14 protein-coding genes are annotated in these 16,284 nt (G+C 59.9%); 4 read left to right on the top strand and 10 right to left on the bottom strand.

From position 1 onward, the window contains the following. Positions 1–24 precede the first annotated feature (24 nt). Positions 25–891, top strand: a complete 867-nt coding sequence (locus KBY02_RS11080; protein ID WP_002552324.1) for a MurR/RpiR family transcriptional regulator — start codon at positions 25–27, stop codon at positions 889–891. 383 nt (positions 892–1,274) lie between these two features. Here KBY02_RS11080 and KBY02_RS11075 read toward each other — a convergent pair whose 3' ends face one another. The 10 genes from KBY02_RS11075 to edd form a co-directional block, all read right to left on the bottom strand. After that, the gene (locus tag KBY02_RS11075) at positions 1,275–2,150 is read right to left on the bottom strand and encodes a D-hexose-6-phosphate mutarotase (protein WP_057457992.1); all 876 of its coding nucleotides are present in this window, start codon (positions 2,148–2,150) and stop codon (positions 1,275–1,277) included. 109 nt (positions 2,151–2,259) lie between these two features. Beyond that, the gene (locus KBY02_RS11070) at positions 2,260–3,621 is read right to left on the bottom strand and encodes a carbohydrate porin (protein ID WP_011266835.1); all 1,362 of its coding nucleotides are present in this window, start codon (positions 3,619–3,621) and stop codon (positions 2,260–2,262) included. A 125-nt stretch (positions 3,622–3,746) separates the two neighbouring features. Continuing rightward, a complete protein-coding gene (locus tag KBY02_RS11065) occupies positions 3,747–4,916 on the bottom strand; it encodes an ABC transporter ATP-binding protein (RefSeq protein ID WP_024652784.1) in 1,170 nt (389 codons plus the stop codon). A 2-nt stretch (positions 4,917–4,918) separates the two neighbouring features. Then, complete coding sequence (locus KBY02_RS11060) at positions 4,919–5,764, bottom strand: carbohydrate ABC transporter permease (protein WP_103714741.1); 846 nt, start codon at positions 5,762–5,764, stop codon at positions 4,919–4,921. Beyond that, positions 5,757–6,665, bottom strand: coding sequence for a carbohydrate ABC transporter permease (locus tag KBY02_RS11055; RefSeq protein ID WP_003314048.1), 909 nt, complete (start codon positions 6,663–6,665; stop codon positions 5,757–5,759). The genes KBY02_RS11060 and KBY02_RS11055 overlap by 8 nt, the downstream gene beginning before the upstream one ends. A gap of 104 nt (positions 6,666–6,769) precedes the next feature. Then, the gene (locus tag KBY02_RS11050; RefSeq protein WP_024652783.1) at positions 6,770–8,056 is read right to left on the bottom strand and encodes an ABC transporter substrate-binding protein; all 1,287 of its coding nucleotides are present in this window, start codon (positions 8,054–8,056) and stop codon (positions 6,770–6,772) included. A 169-nt stretch (positions 8,057–8,225) separates the two neighbouring features. Continuing rightward, positions 8,226–9,632, bottom strand: a complete 1,407-nt coding sequence (locus tag KBY02_RS11045) for an ATP-binding protein (RefSeq protein ID WP_024660500.1) — start codon at positions 9,630–9,632, stop codon at positions 8,226–8,228. Between the two features lie 61 nt (positions 9,633–9,693). Beyond that, complete coding sequence (locus tag KBY02_RS11040; RefSeq protein WP_011266831.1) at positions 9,694–10,431, bottom strand: response regulator; 738 nt, start codon at positions 10,429–10,431, stop codon at positions 9,694–9,696. Positions 10,432–10,481: 50 nt separating this feature from the next. Further along, positions 10,482–11,447, bottom strand: a complete 966-nt coding sequence (locus KBY02_RS11035) for a glucokinase (RefSeq protein ID WP_111522057.1) — start codon at positions 11,445–11,447, stop codon at positions 10,482–10,484. Then, positions 11,444–13,270: a phosphogluconate dehydratase gene (gene edd, locus KBY02_RS11030; RefSeq protein ID WP_004406660.1), complete on the bottom strand. Its 1,827-nt coding sequence runs from the start codon at positions 13,268–13,270 to the stop codon at positions 11,444–11,446. Before edd ends, KBY02_RS11035 begins: the two co-directional genes overlap by 4 nt. A 219-nt stretch (positions 13,271–13,489) precedes the next feature. On the opposite strand from edd, the gene gap reads away from it, so the two are divergent. The 3 genes from gap (at position 13,490) to KBY02_RS11015 (ending at position 16,217) form a co-directional block, all read left to right on the top strand. Beyond that, the gene (gene gap / locus KBY02_RS11025; RefSeq protein WP_004406661.1) at positions 13,490–14,491 is read left to right on the top strand and encodes a type I glyceraldehyde-3-phosphate dehydrogenase; all 1,002 of its coding nucleotides are present in this window, start codon (positions 13,490–13,492) and stop codon (positions 14,489–14,491) included. Positions 14,492–14,673: 182 nt separating this feature from the next. Next, positions 14,674–15,192, top strand: coding sequence for an RNA polymerase sigma factor (locus KBY02_RS11020; protein WP_003415260.1), 519 nt, complete (start codon positions 14,674–14,676; stop codon positions 15,190–15,192). Positions 15,193–15,251: 59 nt separating this feature from the next. After that, positions 15,252–16,217 carry a FecR family protein gene (locus KBY02_RS11015; protein ID WP_024640387.1) on the top strand — a complete coding sequence of 322 codons (966 nt, stop codon included), beginning with the start codon at positions 15,252–15,254 and terminating at the stop codon, positions 16,215–16,217. Positions 16,218–16,284: the final 67 nt, after the last annotated feature.

Below are 16,284 nucleotides of genomic sequence, written 5' to 3'. Positions count from 1 at the left end.
AATCAGCCCCGACAAGGACTTTGAATGGACCGCGTAAGAAACCTCCTGGAGCAAATCCAGGGCCGACTCGACGAGCTGAACAAGGCCGAACGCAAAGTGGCCGAGGTCATCCTGCTCAACCCGCAGATGGCCACGCGGCTGAGCATTGCAGCGCTTGCCCAGGCCGCCAAGGTCAGCGAGCCGACGGTCAATCGCTTCTGCCGTTCGTTCAGTGTCAGTGGCTATCCGGAATTGAAGCTGCAACTGGCCCAGAGCCTGGCCAGCGGCGCGGCCTATGTCAGCCGTGCGGTGGAAGCCGATGATAATCCGGAGGCCTATACCCAGAAGATTTTCGGCAGCGCCATCGCGTCACTGGACAGCGCGTGCCAGCAATTGGACCCGGCCTTGATCAGCAAGTCTGTGGACATGCTCATCCAGGCGCGGCAGATCCATTTTTTCGGGCTGGGTGCCTCCGCGCCGGTAGCCCTGGACGCGCAGCATAAATTCTTCCGCTTCAATCTGGCGGTGACGGCGCATGCCGATGTGCTGATGCAGCGGATGATTGCGTCGGTGGCTCATACCGGCGAGTTGTTCGTGATCATTTCGTATACAGGCCGTACCCGTGAGTTGGTGGAGGTGGCGCGTATCGCCCGGGCCAACGGCGCGTCGGTGCTGGGGCTGACGGCAGCCGGTTCGCCGCTGGCCCAGGCCAGTACGGTGAGTCTGAACATTCCTCTGCCGGAAGATACGGATATTTATATGCCGATGACGTCGCGGATCATTCAGTTGACTGTGCTCGATGTGCTGGCCACGGGTATGACGCTGCGCCGCGGCGTCGATTTCCAGCCGCATCTGCGCAAGATCAAGGAAAGTCTGAATGACAGCCGTTATCCGATCGAGGATCAGGGCTGACCGGGTGTCGTTGACTATCGTGCCGACGCTCCGCGTCGGCATGCAGTTCGTGACGCTCTGCGTCACACGGCGGTTTTTCTTTGTCAGGTGGATTGAGGTTCTGCTCAGGTCACCTTTGCGCCCTTACGGCGCCTTACTTTGAGGGACCAAAGTAAGCAAAGTCCTCGCTCCGTTTCCGGCCCGACTTCGTCGGGTTCCTTCGCCCTGGCACTGATCCGGGGGTCGCCGCAACGGGCCATCCATGGCCCGGTGCGGCTAGCCTGGCGTCCTGCCAGGCTACCCCCGGATCAGCGCCAGGACTCAGCCGTCACTTACGTCGCACTCTGCGTCGTCTGTGCCATCGGGGTTTGACTATCGTGCCGACGCTCTGCGTCACATGCAACTCACCCCGCCAGGCTGGCTTGCAGTTTGAGCTGCACGTGTTCTCCGGGCCGCAGGCTGAAGGTGTCGCCGGAGCCTGAGGCGGCTTCGACGCGGACAAAGCCTGTGGTTTCGCTGCCGCATACGCCGAGGAGCGGTCGGCTGCCGGGGTGCCAGACGACGGTATTGGTGCTGTCGCCGGTGTCGATGTTGAGCCTGCGCTGCCAGATCGGGTCCTGGAGCTGTACGGCGCCGGCATGTTCGAATACGCGTTGGCAGGCGCCCGCCACGCGCAGTTCGCCCTGTTGCTGACAGGCCTGGCGGCTGAGTTGGTCATAACCCTGTGCGCCGTCGAGCCCCTCCAGCGCGACCTCAGCCACATCACCGATCCGCCAATAAACATGCAGCGCATGGCTGAAGTGACACGGCTCGCTGTCCTCGTGACACGTGCTCAAACGCAGTTCCATGCTCTGCCCCAGCTCGGCATGCAGATCGACCTGCCAGTCCCACAATTGCAAGCGCCAGTGCAGGCTCACACCCTCCTCACTCTCACTGCTGTCGATCAGTTTCCAGTCCAGCAAACGTCCCCAGCCGTGCGCCGGCCAGCCGCTCTCGCCGGGATGTCGGCCATACCATGGCCAGCAGACCGGCACGCCTCCACGAATGGCGCCCACCTGGGGCCACTGCGCGGCGCACCAGAGCCAGGGTTTCTGGCCATGCGGCTGGAAGTGCAGCAATTGCGCGCCCTGACGACTGAATACGGCCTGACATTGCGGGTGGTCGATGACCAGTACCTCGCGCAGCTGATGGCGCTCCCACTCGAAAGTAGGTCTGGCCCGTCGGGATCGGAAGAAGCGTTGCAAGGGATGTTCAGGCAGTTGCGCGTCGTGAGTGGTCATCGCCAATCGCGTCCCTGAAAAATAAAAGGATCAAGCCATAAAAAAACGGGCAGCCAGGCTGCCCGCAAAGCACACACGACCCTTGATCGCGTTACGCGTCAGTCAATACTCAGAACTTCGACTGGATCTTGATGCCCGCTACCAGCGCATCATCAACCTGATCTACGCCACCAGGATGCTTGATGTACTGCAGGTTGGGACGCACGGTCAGCCAGTTGGTGACATGGAAGCCGTAGTAGATTTCAGAGTTGTACTCAGTGCTCTGAACCGGCAGGAAGCCAGGGTTGTCGTAGTCGTTGATACCGCTGATCTGGTTGGCCAGACGCACGCGATCCTGAACATCGTCGTTGACGTGGATACGGGCAAAACCGATACCGATGTCATCTTTCGGACGCGAGTTGAACGGACCTTTGTACGTGAAACCGATCTGCTGGTAGTTGTCGACGAAGTTGGTCGCCTTGTCATGCACGGTGGCGTTGGCGAAGATGCTCAGGCCGCGCGAGGCGTCGCCGTCATGAGTGGTCAGTTGTTGCTGAGCCACGACCCACCAGCCATGCTTGCTGCTGTGCGACTTGAACGCTGCGCCAGTCAAGGCCTGCGGCTGACCGTTCACGTCTTCATAGACATCGTTGGCGTTCGGCGTGCTCTTGTAGTAACCGACACGGTACTCACCAGGCAACGAGTTGAAGGACGGAGTCCAGACCAGTTCGACCGGCAGAATCATGCCTTCGGTGCCACTGCCACTGAGCTTGAAGCCGTTGCCTGTTTCCAGGTTGGACGGGTTCTGCTCGTACACGCCGACCTGGGCATAGACTTCAGGCGTGATGTTGTACTTGATGCGCAACGCCCACTGGCTGATAGGCCAGTTGTACCAGGTATTAACGTAGTTACCGACCTGCGAGCCGCAGAACGACAGGTTCTGGAAGTCGCACGGGAAGCTGTTGAAGTCTTCGCCCGGACCAAAGCGACCGGCCTTGACGTCCAGCGCGCCGTCGAAGTACTTCTGCTTGATCCACATCTGCGTCAGGCGCCAGGTCTGACCACGGCCCCAGACTTCCTGGGAGGAGCTGAGTGTACCGGCGCGAGGATCGCCGATACGGTCATTGGAGATATTGCGACCGCTACGTTCGGTGATTGCCAGCTTGAACTCCGCGTCTTGCCAGCCAAGAACCTTCTGCAAATCGACTTTCATGCCCAGCGCGAACTGGTCGCTGTAACGACCGGTGGTGTCATCGTTGTAGCCGCCCTTCAGGTTGCTGGCCATCTCGGAAACGTATTCCAGCGAGAAGTCATAACCCTTGTCCAGCAACTCGGTGCGCTTGCCACCCCAGTCACCCGTCATCCAGGGTGAATCCGCGGCAAATGGCTCGGCGGCGTGAACGCTGCCTGCCAGACCCATTGCACCCAACGCCGACAGCTTGCATACCAACTGGAGCCGGGAAAGCGATTTACCTTTGTTGATCTTCTTCATCCCATCAATCCTCGTTTTATTGTTATTAGCTTTGGTAGACATGTTGCTTCATTCACTGCCTTGTATTCGCTGATCGGCCGTGCGTTTTGGCAGCCAACGGCCAGCCAGCGGTGCTCATTGCTGAATCAATTTATCACTTGCGGCTGGACCGGTGACACATTGTTTTCCCGTTCAGCCGCCTGCCGCGCTCCCAACACCCCAAGACGCTCGCCGCTCTGGGCATCGAAAATCAGCACCCTGGCAGGATCGAACTGCAGGGTAAGGCTCTCGCCCACCTGTGGTGCGACATCCGGGGCAAGGCGACAGCAGACCTTGCTCTGGTTGAGCGTGACGAACACCAGCGTATCCGGACCGGTCGGCTCGGTCACCTGGACCTCGGCACGAATGGTCGGCAGCCCGGTCGATTCAGCGCCGGCCAGCATAATCTGTTCAGGGCGAATACCGAGAATGATTTCTCGATCTTCCAGGCCTGCATCGGACACACCCACCGGCAGTTCGCAACGCGCCTGGCCACTGTCGAGCGCAGCGATCAACTGGCCATCCTTGCGTTGCAGGCGCAGCGGGATGAAGTTCATCGGCGGCGAACCGATGAAGCTGGCGACGAACAGGTTGGCCGGATCGGTGTAGATCTGCTTGGGCGTACCGAACTGCTGGACGATACCGTCCTTCATCACCGCCACCTTGTCACCCAGCGTCATGGCCTCGATCTGATCGTGGGTCACATAGACGGTGGTGGTTTTGAGGCGTTGATGCATCAACTTCATTTCGGTACGCATCTCGACGCGTAACTTGGCGTCGAGGTTGGACAGCGGCTCATCGAACAGGTAGATCTTCGGTCGACGTGCCAGGGCACGGCCCATCGCGACACGCTGTTGCTGGCCACCGGACATCTGACCCGGCTTGCGATTGAGCAGGTGCTCGATCTGCAACAGCTTGGCAACGCGCGCCACTTCAGCGTCGATGTCGGCTTGCGGCATCTTGCGGATCTTCAGCCCGAAGGCGATGTTTTCACGCACGCTCATGGTCGGGTACAGGGCGTAGGACTGAAAGACCATGGCAATGTCGCGGTCCTTGGGGCTGGTGCCGCTGACGTCCTGGCCGTCGATCAGAATCTCGCCGCCACTGATGCTTTCCAGACCGGCAATGCAGTTCATCAGGGTGGATTTACCGCAGCCCGATGGACCGACCAGGATCAGGAACTCGCCATCCTTGATCGACAGGTCGATGTTCTTGAGTGTGTCCGGCAGGTTGCTGCCGTAGGTCTTGTTGACGTTGCGTAATTCGAGAGTCGCCATGATTACCCCTTGACCGCGCCGGCCGTGAGCCCACGCAGGAAATACTTGCCAGCCAGTACGTAGACCAGCAGTGTCGGCAGGCCGGCAATCATCGCCGCCGCCATGTCAACGTTGTATTCCTTGGCACCTGTGCTGGTGTTGACCAGATTGTTCAGGGCCACAGTGATCGGCTGAGACTCGCCGCTGGAGAACACAACGCCGAACAGGAAATCGTTCCAGATCTGGGTGAACTGCCAGATCAGGCAGACCATCACGATGGGCGTGGACATCGGCAGAATGATGCGCCCGAAGATGGTGAAGAAACCGGCACCGTCCAGTCGTGCAGCCTTGACCAGCGCGTCGGGAATGCTGACGTAGTAGTTACGGAAGAATAGCGTGGTAAATGCCAGCCCGTAGACCACATGAACAAACACCAGCCCGGTGGTCGTGTTGGCCAGGCCCATCTTGCCCAGCGTAAAGGATGCCGGCAGCAGGACGGTCTGAAACGGCAGAAAGCAACCGAACAGCAACAGACCGAAGAACAGCTGCGAGCCCTTGAAACGCCACATCGACAGCACATAGCCATTGAGCGCGCCGATTGCGGTGGAGATGATCACGGCCGGAACGGTGATTTTTATCGAGTTCCAGAAGTAGCCATCGACCAGATCCCAGGCTTTTAGCCAGCCGATTGCAGTCACTACGCTCGGCCAGCTCAACAGGTTGCCGGTGCCGATGTCCTCGGGGGTCTTGAAGCTGGTGAACAGCATCACCACCAGCGGCACCAGATAAATCAGACAGGCCAGCATCAGCACCGCGTAAATCAGAACACGACTGAAGCTGATGCCCGGTTTGCCAACATGACTAGTCATGGCGTTTGGTCCTCAGCTCGGAATACAGATACGGCACCAGAATCGCCAGGATCGCGCCGAGCATCAGAATGGCACTGGCAGAGCCCATGCCCATCTGGCCGCGGCTGAAGGTGAAGGAATACATGAACATCGCCGGCAGGTCGGATGAGTAACCGGGGCCACCGGCGGTCATCGCGGCTACCAGGTCGAAACTCTTGATCGCAATGTGCGCGAGAATCATCACGGCACTGAAGAATACCGGACGCAGGCTTGGCAGCACGACGCGCCAGTAGATCATCGGCAGACTTGCGCCATCCATCTGCGCCGCGCGAATGATCGACTGATCGACGCCACGCAGCCCCGCCAGAAACAACGCCATGACGAAGCCCGAGGACTGCCATACCGCTGCGATGACCAGGCAGTACACAACGCGGTCCTGATCAATCAGCCAGTCGAAACGGAAACCTTCCCAGCCCCAGTCGCGCAACATCTTGTCCAGGCCCAGGCCAGGGTTGAGCAACCATTTCCAGGCAGTACCGGTGACGATCATCGACAGCGCCATCGGGTACAGGTAGATAGTACGAATCATGCCCTCGCGACGAATCCGCTGGTCCAGCAGGACGGCCAGCAGGACCCCGATCACCAGGCTGATTGCAATGAACATCCCGCCAAAGACCGCGAGGTTCTTGCTTGCCACCCACCAGCGATCGTTGTCCATCAGACGCGCGTATTGCGCCAGGCCGACCCATTTATAGGAAGGCAGGAACGTCGAGTTGGTGAACGACAGTGCGAATGTCCAGAGGATGTAGCCGTAGAACCCCACCAGTACGATGAACATGCTGGGGGCCAGCACCAGTTTTGGTAGCCAGCGTTGCAGCGCATCCATTGGCGAGGCTTTGCTGTTCGCAGCGACAGAGCTCATCGGGAGTATCCCATGCGGTATATCGAATCCAGGCCGCAGCCGCAGGTGAAATCAACCAGGGATTTCAACACTGCGGACGACGGTTAAAGGCGGTTAAAAACGAATTACTGGGCAGATTTGATCGCAGTAGCCAGCTTTTTGGCGGTTGCTGCCGGATCGGCTGACGGGTCGTTGATGTAGTTGGTCACCACATCGAAGAACGCGCCCTGCACTGCCAGCGTAGTTGCCATGTTGTGCGCCATGCTTGGCTGCAGACCGCCGGTCTTGGAATCAGCCAGGAAGTCCTTCGCAGCAGTTTGCGCACACGAATCGAAACCGTACTTGCTCATGTCGGACAGCATGTCCTCACGAACCGGGATCGACCCTTTGTTGATGCTGAAGACCTTCTGGAAATCCTCACCCATGGCGACCTTGGCCAGATCCTGCTGTGCGGCAGTCGTACCCTCGTCTTTCTGCTTGAACACGGCCAGCGAGTCGATGTTATAGGTAAACGCCTTGTCGGTGCCCGGGAAGGCTACGCACTGGTAGTCCTTGCCGGCGACCTTCTTGGCCGCGGTCCATTCACTCTTGGCCCAGTCACCCATGATCTGCATGCCGGCCTTGCCATTGATGACCTTGGCAGCTTCCAGGTTCCAGTCCTGGCCCTTGCCGTCGGCATCCATGTAGGTCGCGACTTTCTTGAGTTCGGTAAGCGACTTGACCATGCCTTCACCGGTCAGCGCATCCTTGTCCAGATCGACCAGGGCTTTCTTGTAACCGTCAGCGCCCATGACCGAGAGCACAACGGCTTCGAACACGGTGCTGTCCTGCCAAGGCTGACCGCCATGCGCCAGCGGGATGAAGCCGGCTTTTTTCAGCTTGTCGCCCGCGGCGTAGAATTCTTCGAGCGTAGTGGGTGCCTTGTCGATACCGGCTTTCTTGAAGACTTCAGGGTTGATCCACAACCAGTTGACGCGGTGAATGTTCACCGGCACGGCTACGTAATCGCCCTCGTACTTCACGGTGTCGGAGACTTTCTTGTCCAGCAGGGAGTCCCACTTCTCGGACTTGGCGACCTCTTTCAGCGCCTCGGTATCGAGCAGACCGGTAGAGGCCCACTCCTGAATGTCCGGGCCTTTGATCTGGGCCACACCAGGAGGATTGCCGGCAACCGCGCGACTCTTGAGCACGGTCATGGCCGTGGAGCCGCCGCCGCCTGCAACGGCGCCGTCCTTCCAGGCGAAGCCGTCCTTTTCAACCTGAGCTTTCAGAACATCGACTGCAGCCTTTTCGCCACCCGACGTCCACCAGTGCACCACTTCAACAGTGCCTTTGGAGTCAGCGGCGTTAGCGCTCAGAGGGAACAACGAAGCGAGAGAGATGACAACAGCGAGACGTGACATGGAATTCATCGAATTGACCTTTCTTGTTGTTATGCATGAGCAAGTCTGGTGCTTGCGCTTCGTGGGAGTCTAACCAAGCCTGACGCGCCGACAGTAACGAAGGGACGCGCAATTGTCACAGGATGGTGACAATTTAAATCCGATTGCAACCATTAGCCAAAAGCCACTTCCCAACCAGTCATTCCGCAGTTCTCGGCAGGTACAACGTTACCCGCAACCCTCCGTCACGCAGGTTCTGCAGGCTGACTTCGCCGCCATGACTGTGGGCAATGTTGCGAGCGATGCCCAGGCCAAGGCCGTAGCCCTGCTGCTGATTGCCTGCCAGGCGGAAATGCGGTTCGAAAACGTGCTCAAGGCGCTGCTCGGGAACGCCAGGGCCTTCATCGTCGACATGCAGCACGAACGCGTGGGCATCGTCTTCGACCTTCAGGTGCGCGCGGTCACCGTATTTGAGCGCGTTGTCGATCAGGTTGCCGATGCAGCGCTTGAGCGCCAGCGGTTTGCCTGAATAGGCAGCCTGTGCCTCACCCTGCTGCGTGACACGTCCATTGCCATCAGCGAGCAGCCAGGGTTCGACCAGACATTCAAGCAGCGCATTGAGGTCCACCGGCTCGATGTTTTCATGGATATCGGTGTCCTTGACGCACTGCAGCGCGCCTTTGACCAGCAATTCCAGTTCGTCCAGATCGCGACTGAATTTGCGTTGCAGTTGCTCATCCTCGAGCAACTCGACCCGCAGGCGCAAACGCGTGATGGGCGTACGCAGATCATGGGAGATGGCACTGAACAACTGGCCTCGCTCGGTCAGGTAGCGGCTGATCCGCGTGCGCATGGCGTTGAATGCCCGGCTGACCTCGATGACTTCGCTGCCGCCGCCCTCGACCACAGGCTCGACATCCGCGCCCAGCGACATGTCCCGTGCGGCCCGCGCCAGGCGCTTGAGCGGACGGCTCTGCCAATGCACCAGCAACCCGATGAACAACAGCAGAAATGCGCTGGTCAGGACAATGAACGACACCTGCTGAAGGGGCAGTTCCTGCTCCTCCAGCGAGGTGTAGGGTTCAGGCAGTAGCGAGGCAATGTAGAACCACTCGCCGGGCGCCATTTCGATTTGCGTGACCAGCACCGGAGGGTTCACCGGCTCGAGTGTCAACGCGTAATGGGCCCAGGAACGCGGCAGCTCGTCGAGCTTCAGACCGCTGTTGAAGATCCTCAGATCTTCGGGCCGCGCAAACCATACGGTGATGTCCGGACCATTGCCCAGACGCTGGCGCAGCACTTCGCCCACCACGTCCAGCACCGCCTGCTTGCGAGGAGTGGGCTGCATGATCTGCATGTCCAACGGATGATCGTTGAGTGACACCACGAAGCGTGTGCCGCCCATACTGCGCAACTGGTCGAGCACCATAGGCCGGTAAGCCAGCGGCAATGAGCGAAAGTAGCTGACACTGGCCGCCATCGAGTACGCCAGGCTGCGCGCACTGGTCACCAGGCCCTCCATCTGCGTGGCACGTAGCTGTGACAGCCAGATCACACTGGACAGCGCCTGAGCCAGGAGAACCGCCAGCAAGGTCAGCAGCAACATGCGGCCCAGCAACGAGCGCGGCAGCGGCAGGCCGGTTCTCTTCGCGCCTGCCGCTGTCGGTTTAATAGCCGTTGCCCGCTTGCGAGTTGACGTTCGCGGCCAACAGGTAACCACTGCCACGAATGGTACGGATCAGACGCGGCGACTTGCCGGTGTCGCGCAGACGCTGACGCAGGCGGCTGACCGCCATGTCGACGATCCGCTCCAGCGGCATCAGCTCTCGCCCACGCGTGGCGTTGCCGATGGTGTCGCGGTCGAGAATCTGCTGGGGGTTGTCGAGAAACAGTTTGAGCAGTGCGAAGTCGGCGCCGGACAGAATCACCTCTTCGCCGTCATTGTGAAACAGCCGGTGGCTGACCATGTCCAGTCGCCACTCATCAAACAGGATCACATCGCCACCCGGACGCTCCTGACCGAACTGGGCACGTCGCAACAGCGCCTTGATGCGCGCCTGAAGCTCGCGCGGACTGAACGGCTTGCCCAGATAATCATCGGCTCCCAGCTCCAGGCCGATGACCCGGTCGGCCTCGTCAGAACTGGCAGTCAACATGATGATCGGCACATGCGGCTGACGCGGATGCTGGCGGATCCAGCGACACAGACTGAAACCGTCTTCATCGGGCAGCATGACGTCAAGGATCAGCAGGTCGCTTGGCTGGTCATTGAACGCCCGGCGGAAATCCGCGCCATCACCCACCGTGCGCACCTGGAAACCGGCGCGGCTCAGGTAGGTGTCCAGCAACTCGCGAATTTCCTGATCGTCATCCACCAACAGGATCGATTTACTGACTGGGCTCAAGTTGAAGCGTCCTTGTCTGGCTGTGAATTCTTGTTGTTATGCCATATCGCTCAGATCTGCGCACCAAACGCCTGTTGCAGGGCCACGCCCGACCCCATGAGGCCAGGGTATTCGGCCGTTACCAGCCACACCGGCAGACCTTTGAAATAGTCGCTCATGACGCCCTTCTCGGCCATGGCGCGCTTGAACCCGCTGTTGATGAAGAACTCAGTAAAGCGCGGCACCACGCCACCGACGATATAAACCCCGCCGAGGCTGCCCAGGGCCAGCACATGGTTGCCGACCACTCTGCCGAGAAACACGCAGAATTGCTCCAGCACTGCCGCGGCTACCGGGTCGCCCGAGAGCGCGGCGGTGGTGATCGCCGCAGGCGATTTGAGCACCGGCTCGATATCGTCCAGCGCGCAACTGACCTGATACAGCAACAGCAAGCCGGCACCGCTGAGCACGACCTCGGCGCTGACATGCTCGTGTTCGGCCATCAGCCGTGTCCACAGCAGCGCCTCGCGCGCAGTCCCGATGGGCAGATCGGCATGCCCGCCCTCGCCCGGCAACGCCATCCAGCTACTGCCTTCGAGTTTGATCAGCGTACCGACGCCCAGCCCGGTCCCCGGCCCCACCACCACGCGCGGCCGGTCAGGCTTGCCGACACCGTGGCAGACCGTCAGGTATTCATCGTCCTTGAGCCGGGTCATGCCCAGCGCCATGGCGGTGAAGTCGTTGATCAACAGCAGTTCATCGACCTGCAGGTCGGCGCAGAACGCCTCGCGGCTCAATTGCCAGTGGCTGTTGGTGAACTGAAAAAAATCACCGTCGACCGGTCCGGCGACCGCCAGGCATACATGACCGATATCGCCGCGCTGCAGCTCCAGGTCTTGCAGATAGACTTCGATGGCCTTCTCCGGACCCGCGTAGTCAATGGTCGGGAATACCCGGACAGAATGCAGCGTGCTGTTTTCCCAAATGGCAAAACGTGCATTGGTACCGCCTATATCACCGACCAGGGCCAACTTCACTTAAGCGTCTCCAGACTAGAGGTAAAGGCGCTGGCGCCTTGCTCTGCGGAGCTGAAGGCCATGCGCATGAATCCAAAAAGCTCGCGACCGCAGCCGACACTGTTGTCGATCTGGTTGATGGCCGGTTCTCTGGCGGCCAATTCTGACGCTTCGACCAGAACTTGTAACGTGCCTTTTACACCATCCACACGAATCACATCGCCATCACGCACGAGAGCCAATGGGCCACCATCGAACGCTTCCGGACAGACATGAATCGCCGCCGGGATCTTGCCCGAGGCGCCCGACATGCGTCCATCGGTGACCAGCGCAACCTTGAACCCGCGATCCTGAAGGACCCCCAGAAACGGCGTCATCTTGTGCAGCTCGGGCATGCCATTGCAGCGCGGCCCCTGGAAGCGCATCACCGCGACGAAATCGCACTCCAGCTCACCCGCCTTGAAGGCATCGGCCAGTTCCTTCTGATCCTGGAACACCTTGGCCGGCGCTTCGACGATCTGATGTTCCGGAGCCACGGCGGACACTTTCATCACGCCGCGCCCCAGGTTGCCTTCCATGACCCGCAGGCCACCTTCTGGCGAGAACGGACGGGCAACCGGCCGCAGGATATTTTCATCGAGGCTTTCGAGCGGCCCTTCACGCCAGACCAGTTTGCCGTCTTCCAGGAACGGCTCTTTGGTGTAACGGCTCAGGCCGTAACCGGCCACGGTGTTGACGTTTTCGTGCAGCAGGCCGGCAGCCAGCAGCTCGCGAATCAGGAACGACATGCCGCCTGCCGCCTGGAAGTGGTTGATATCGGCCTTGCCGTTGGGGTAGACGTGACTGAGGGTCGGTACCACTTCCGACAGATCGGCCATGTCCTGCCAGGTCAGCTGAATGCCGGCGGCCTGGGCAATGGCCGGCATGTGCAGCGTGTGGTTGGTCGAGCCGCCAGTCGCGTGCAGCGCAACGATGGAATTGACCAGCGAGCGCTCGTCGACGATCTCGCCGATCGGCATGAAGCTGCCACTTTGCTTGGTCATACGCGTTACCTGGCGGGCCGCCTCGGCCGTCAGCGCATCACGCAAGGGCGTATAGGGATTGACGAACGAGGCACCGGGAAGGTGCATGCCCATCACTTCCATCACCAGCTGGTTGGTGTTGGCGGTGCCGTAGAAGGTGCAGGTTCCCGGACCGTGATACGACTTCATTTCCGAGTCGAGCAACTCTTCGCGGGTGGCCTTGCCTTCCGCATAACGCTGCCGTACGTCGGCTTTTTCCTTGTTGGAGAGGCCTGAAACCATCGGCCCGCCGGGCACGAAAATGGTCGGCAGATGACCGAACCGCAAGGCGCCCATCATCAGGCCGGGCACGATCTTGTCGCAGATGCCCAGCATCATGGCGGCGTCGAACATATTGTGTGACAAGGCAATCGCCGTGGACATGGCAATCACTTCACGGCTGGCAATGGCCAGCTCCATGCCCGGCTCACCCTGGGTCACGCCATCGCACATGGCCGGCACACCGCCGGCAAACTGACCGACCGAACCAATGTCACGTAAAGCCTGTTTGATCTGGGCTGGAAAGTGTTCGTAGGGCTGATGCGCCGAAAGCATCTCGTTGTAGGAAGAGACGATGGCCACGTTGGCGGCGTTCATCAGACGCAGACTTTGCTTGTCTTCCGGTCCGCAGGCGGCGACGCCATGGGCAAAGTTGGCGCATTGGAGCTTGCCGCGCATCGGGCCATCGCTCGCTGCGCCGCGAATCAATTGAAGGTAGCGCTGACGGGTATCGCGACTGCGGGCGATGAGACGCTCGGTTACTTCAAGGACGCGGGGATGCATGTGATGAACTCCAGGCTAACGTCTAAGGTCACCCGTAAAGACGGCTCCGGTTTTCGAGCAGTGACTGTCAGGGAGCAAAACCCTGATCTCGATCAACTGGGAGGGCCTTTCAGGCTTGTAGTTGTAGATAAAACAAAATATTGCCACTAAAAAGGCTTGTTTTCTATTTCTATGAGAATAATCTTGTAATTCCAACAACAAATTCAGAAGGACGGCTGTATGACTCTTCGTATCGCAATCAACGGTTTTGGCCGAATCGGCCGCAACGTCCTACGCGCACTGTATACCCAAGGCTACCGCCAGGACCTGCAGGTCGTCGCCATCAACGATCTTGGCGACAGCGAAATGAACGCACACCTGCTGCGCTTCGACACCGTACACGGCCCTTTCAGCGGCACGGTCGAGTGCGACAAGGACAGCCTGACCGTCAATGGTGACCGTATTTCGGTCAGTGCCATTCGCAATCCGGCCGAGCTGCCGTGGAAAGCGCAGGACATAGACGTGGTGTTCGAATGCACCGGTCTGTTCACCAGCCGTGACAAGGCTGCCGCGCACCTCACCGCCGGCGCCCGCAAGGTGATTATCTCCGCGCCAGCCAGCGGTGCCGATGCCACCATCGTCTATGGTGTCAACCACGACACGCTGCGCCAGTCGCACCAGATCATCTCCAGCGCCTCGTGCACCACCAACTGCCTGGCACCGGTCGCTCAAATACTGCATCGCGAGCTGGGTATCGAAAACGGTCTGATGACCACCATTCATGCCTACACCAACGACCAGAACCTGATCGATGTCTATCACACCGATCCGTACCGCGCCCGCTCGGCCACGCAGTCGATGATCCCGAGCAAGACCGGCGCTGCCGAAGCGGTAGGTCTGGTACTGCCGGAGCTGGCAGGCAAACTCACCGGCATGGCTGTGCGCGTACCGGTCATCAACGTTTCGCTGGTCGACCTGACCGTGACCCTGAAGCGCGAAACCACCGCCGATGAAGTCAACGCGCTGATGAAAGAAGCCAGTCAGCACTCCAAAGTGCTCGGTTACAACTCATTGCCGCTGGTCTCCCACGACTTCAACCACAACCCGCTGTCGTCGATCTTCGACGCCAACCACACCAAGGTCAGCGGCAAGCTGCTCAAGGTACTGTCGTGGTACGACAACGAATGGGCGTTTTCCAATCGCATGCTCGACAACTGCCTGGCACTGCATAACGCGCAGTAAAGGACAGACGTCCAGACAAGCGCCTGCTCTCATGCCCATGCACTGCGTGGGCATGCGGCTTCGGGCGTCCTCGCGCGGTCTTGAGCGCGCCTCTGGCGGACAAATATTTACAGATCCAGGCTTGACCCTCCCAGAAGATGAGAAGCATTATCATTTGCTCGAATCTCCGGTCGGGCTCCTTCGTGTCGCACTCAGACTTCAACAACGTGTTTCTGGCCCAGCGCCCGGTCCTGTTACGTACTCTGCAACGCATGGTTGGCAATCAAAGCGCTGCTGAAGACCTGCTTCAGGAAACCTGGCTGCGCGTCAGCCGTGCATTGACCGAACACCCGGTCGCTCATCTTGAACCCTTCGTTTTCCAGACCGCTCGCAACCTGGCGCTGGATCATTTGCGTGCGCGGCGCATCCACGGCCGGACCATGCTCGAAGACGTGTCGCCTGCACGGCTCGAAAATGTCGTGGCCCAGCTGGGCTCGCCCGAAGATGCTGCACACGCCAAGCGCCTGCTGGAGAACCTGAGCGCCAGTCTGAGCACGCTGAGCCCGCGCCAGCAGAAAATCTTTACCCTCAGCCGCCTCGATGGCCGCAGCTATCTGGAAATTGCCGAGCAGTTGCAGGTCTCTGCCAGTACCGTACAAAAAGAATTGAAACTGATCATGGCGATCTGCATAGGCGTCCTTTCCAGGCTTGACCCGCCCTGAACCCTACCGCACGCTGCCACACTCATATCGATACAGTTTCAGGATTGCCGAGGAACACCGTGGCCCCGAAAACAGAACGTCCGCACGCGATCGCGCAGGACGTGTTGAGCAACGCTGCAATGGATCAGGCCCTGACCTGGCTGATCGAGCTGGAAGGCGCAGACGATGCGCACCAGGCGCGTTTTCAGGAATGGCTGAATGCCGATCCCGACCACGCTCGCGCATTCGAGAAGGCCCGGACGCTCTGGAGCTCGCAGCCGGTTCGGTGCGCAGCCGAAAATATCGCACCACCGCGCAAGCGCTCGGCATGGCAGCGTGCCCGTTCCCACTGGAAACCTCTGGCCACTGCTGCGGTGCTGCTGTTGGGGTTGTTCAGCTTCAGCAATCTGCCCTTGCGCCTGCAGGCCGATCATCTGACGGTCGTCGGTGAACGCCAGCGCCTGGAACTGGCGGACGGCTCGAAGGTGCTGCTCAATACTGATTCGGCTTTCTCCAGTCAGGTCGGAGAAAAACAGCGCTCTGCCCGCTTGTACCAGGGTGAAGCCTTCTTCGATGTCACGCCCAGGCCCGGGCTGCCCTTGGAAATCGAAGCAGGCCCGGTGCGCATGAGCGCCAACAGCACCGCGTTTTCGGTGCGCTACCTGAACGGCGTCGCGCAGGTACACGTGCAACGCGGCGCTGTCGACGTGCACGCCAGCCATGGCGACTCCAGCCTCAGTCTGGGCGCTGGAGACAGCGTTCGCGTGGGGCCTGACGGGTTTGGGCAGCGTGAAAAGCTTGACCCGGCCCGGGACCTGGCCTGGGTGCAGGGCCGACTGATCTTCGACAACTCCCCGCTGGGCGACGTACTGGCTGAGCTGCGCCGTTACTATCCAGGCTGGATCGTCAGCACCAATGCGCAACTGGACCGTGTTGCCGTAACCGGCAACTACCGCCTGGACAACCCGCTCGACGTGGTGCGTTCGCTGGCGCAGATCACGTCGGCAAGCATTCACGAAATGCCCGCGCTGGTGATTCTCAACTGAAGAAAAGTTTTTTTACTCGATAGCGACTGGCCGTTCGTCTAGTCATAGCCAATGCAACTGATTCTCA

Origin of the sequence: Pseudomonas sp. P129 (genome assembly GCF_020312195.1) — a bacterium.
Taxonomy (GTDB): domain Bacteria; phylum Pseudomonadota; class Gammaproteobacteria; order Pseudomonadales; family Pseudomonadaceae; genus Aquipseudomonas; species Aquipseudomonas fragariae.
Note: the sequence above shows the minus strand (reverse complement) of the source record. Positions and strands in the feature narration are given on the sequence as shown.

Coding starts and splice junctions, on each gene's coding strand:
- KBY02_RS11055 (WP_003314048.1), bottom strand. CDS start 6,665: ATGAGCTCTGTCGCTGCGAACAGCAAAGCCTCGCCAATGGATGCGCTG.
- edd (WP_004406660.1), bottom strand. CDS start 13,270: ATGCATCCCCGCGTCCTTGAAGTAACCGAGCGTCTCATCGCCCGCAGT.
- KBY02_RS11070 (WP_011266835.1), bottom strand. CDS start 3,621: ATGAAGAAGATCAACAAAGGTAAATCGCTTTCCCGGCTCCAGTTGGTA.
- KBY02_RS11065 (WP_024652784.1), bottom strand. CDS start 4,916: ATGGCGACTCTCGAATTACGCAACGTCAACAAGACCTACGGCAGCAAC.
- KBY02_RS11045 (WP_024660500.1), bottom strand. CDS start 9,632: ATGTTGCTGCTGACCTTGCTGGCGGTTCTCCTGGCTCAGGCGCTGTCC.
- KBY02_RS11080 (WP_002552324.1), top strand. CDS start 25: ATGGACCGCGTAAGAAACCTCCTGGAGCAAATCCAGGGCCGACTCGAC.
- KBY02_RS11050 (WP_024652783.1), bottom strand. CDS start 8,056: ATGAATTCCATGTCACGTCTCGCTGTTGTCATCTCTCTCGCTTCGTTG.
- KBY02_RS11075 (WP_057457992.1), bottom strand. CDS start 2,150: ATGACCACTCACGACGCGCAACTGCCTGAACATCCCTTGCAACGCTTC.
- KBY02_RS11060 (WP_103714741.1), bottom strand. CDS start 5,764: ATGACTAGTCATGTTGGCAAACCGGGCATCAGCTTCAGTCGTGTTCTG.
- gap (WP_004406661.1), top strand. CDS start 13,490: ATGACTCTTCGTATCGCAATCAACGGTTTTGGCCGAATCGGCCGCAAC.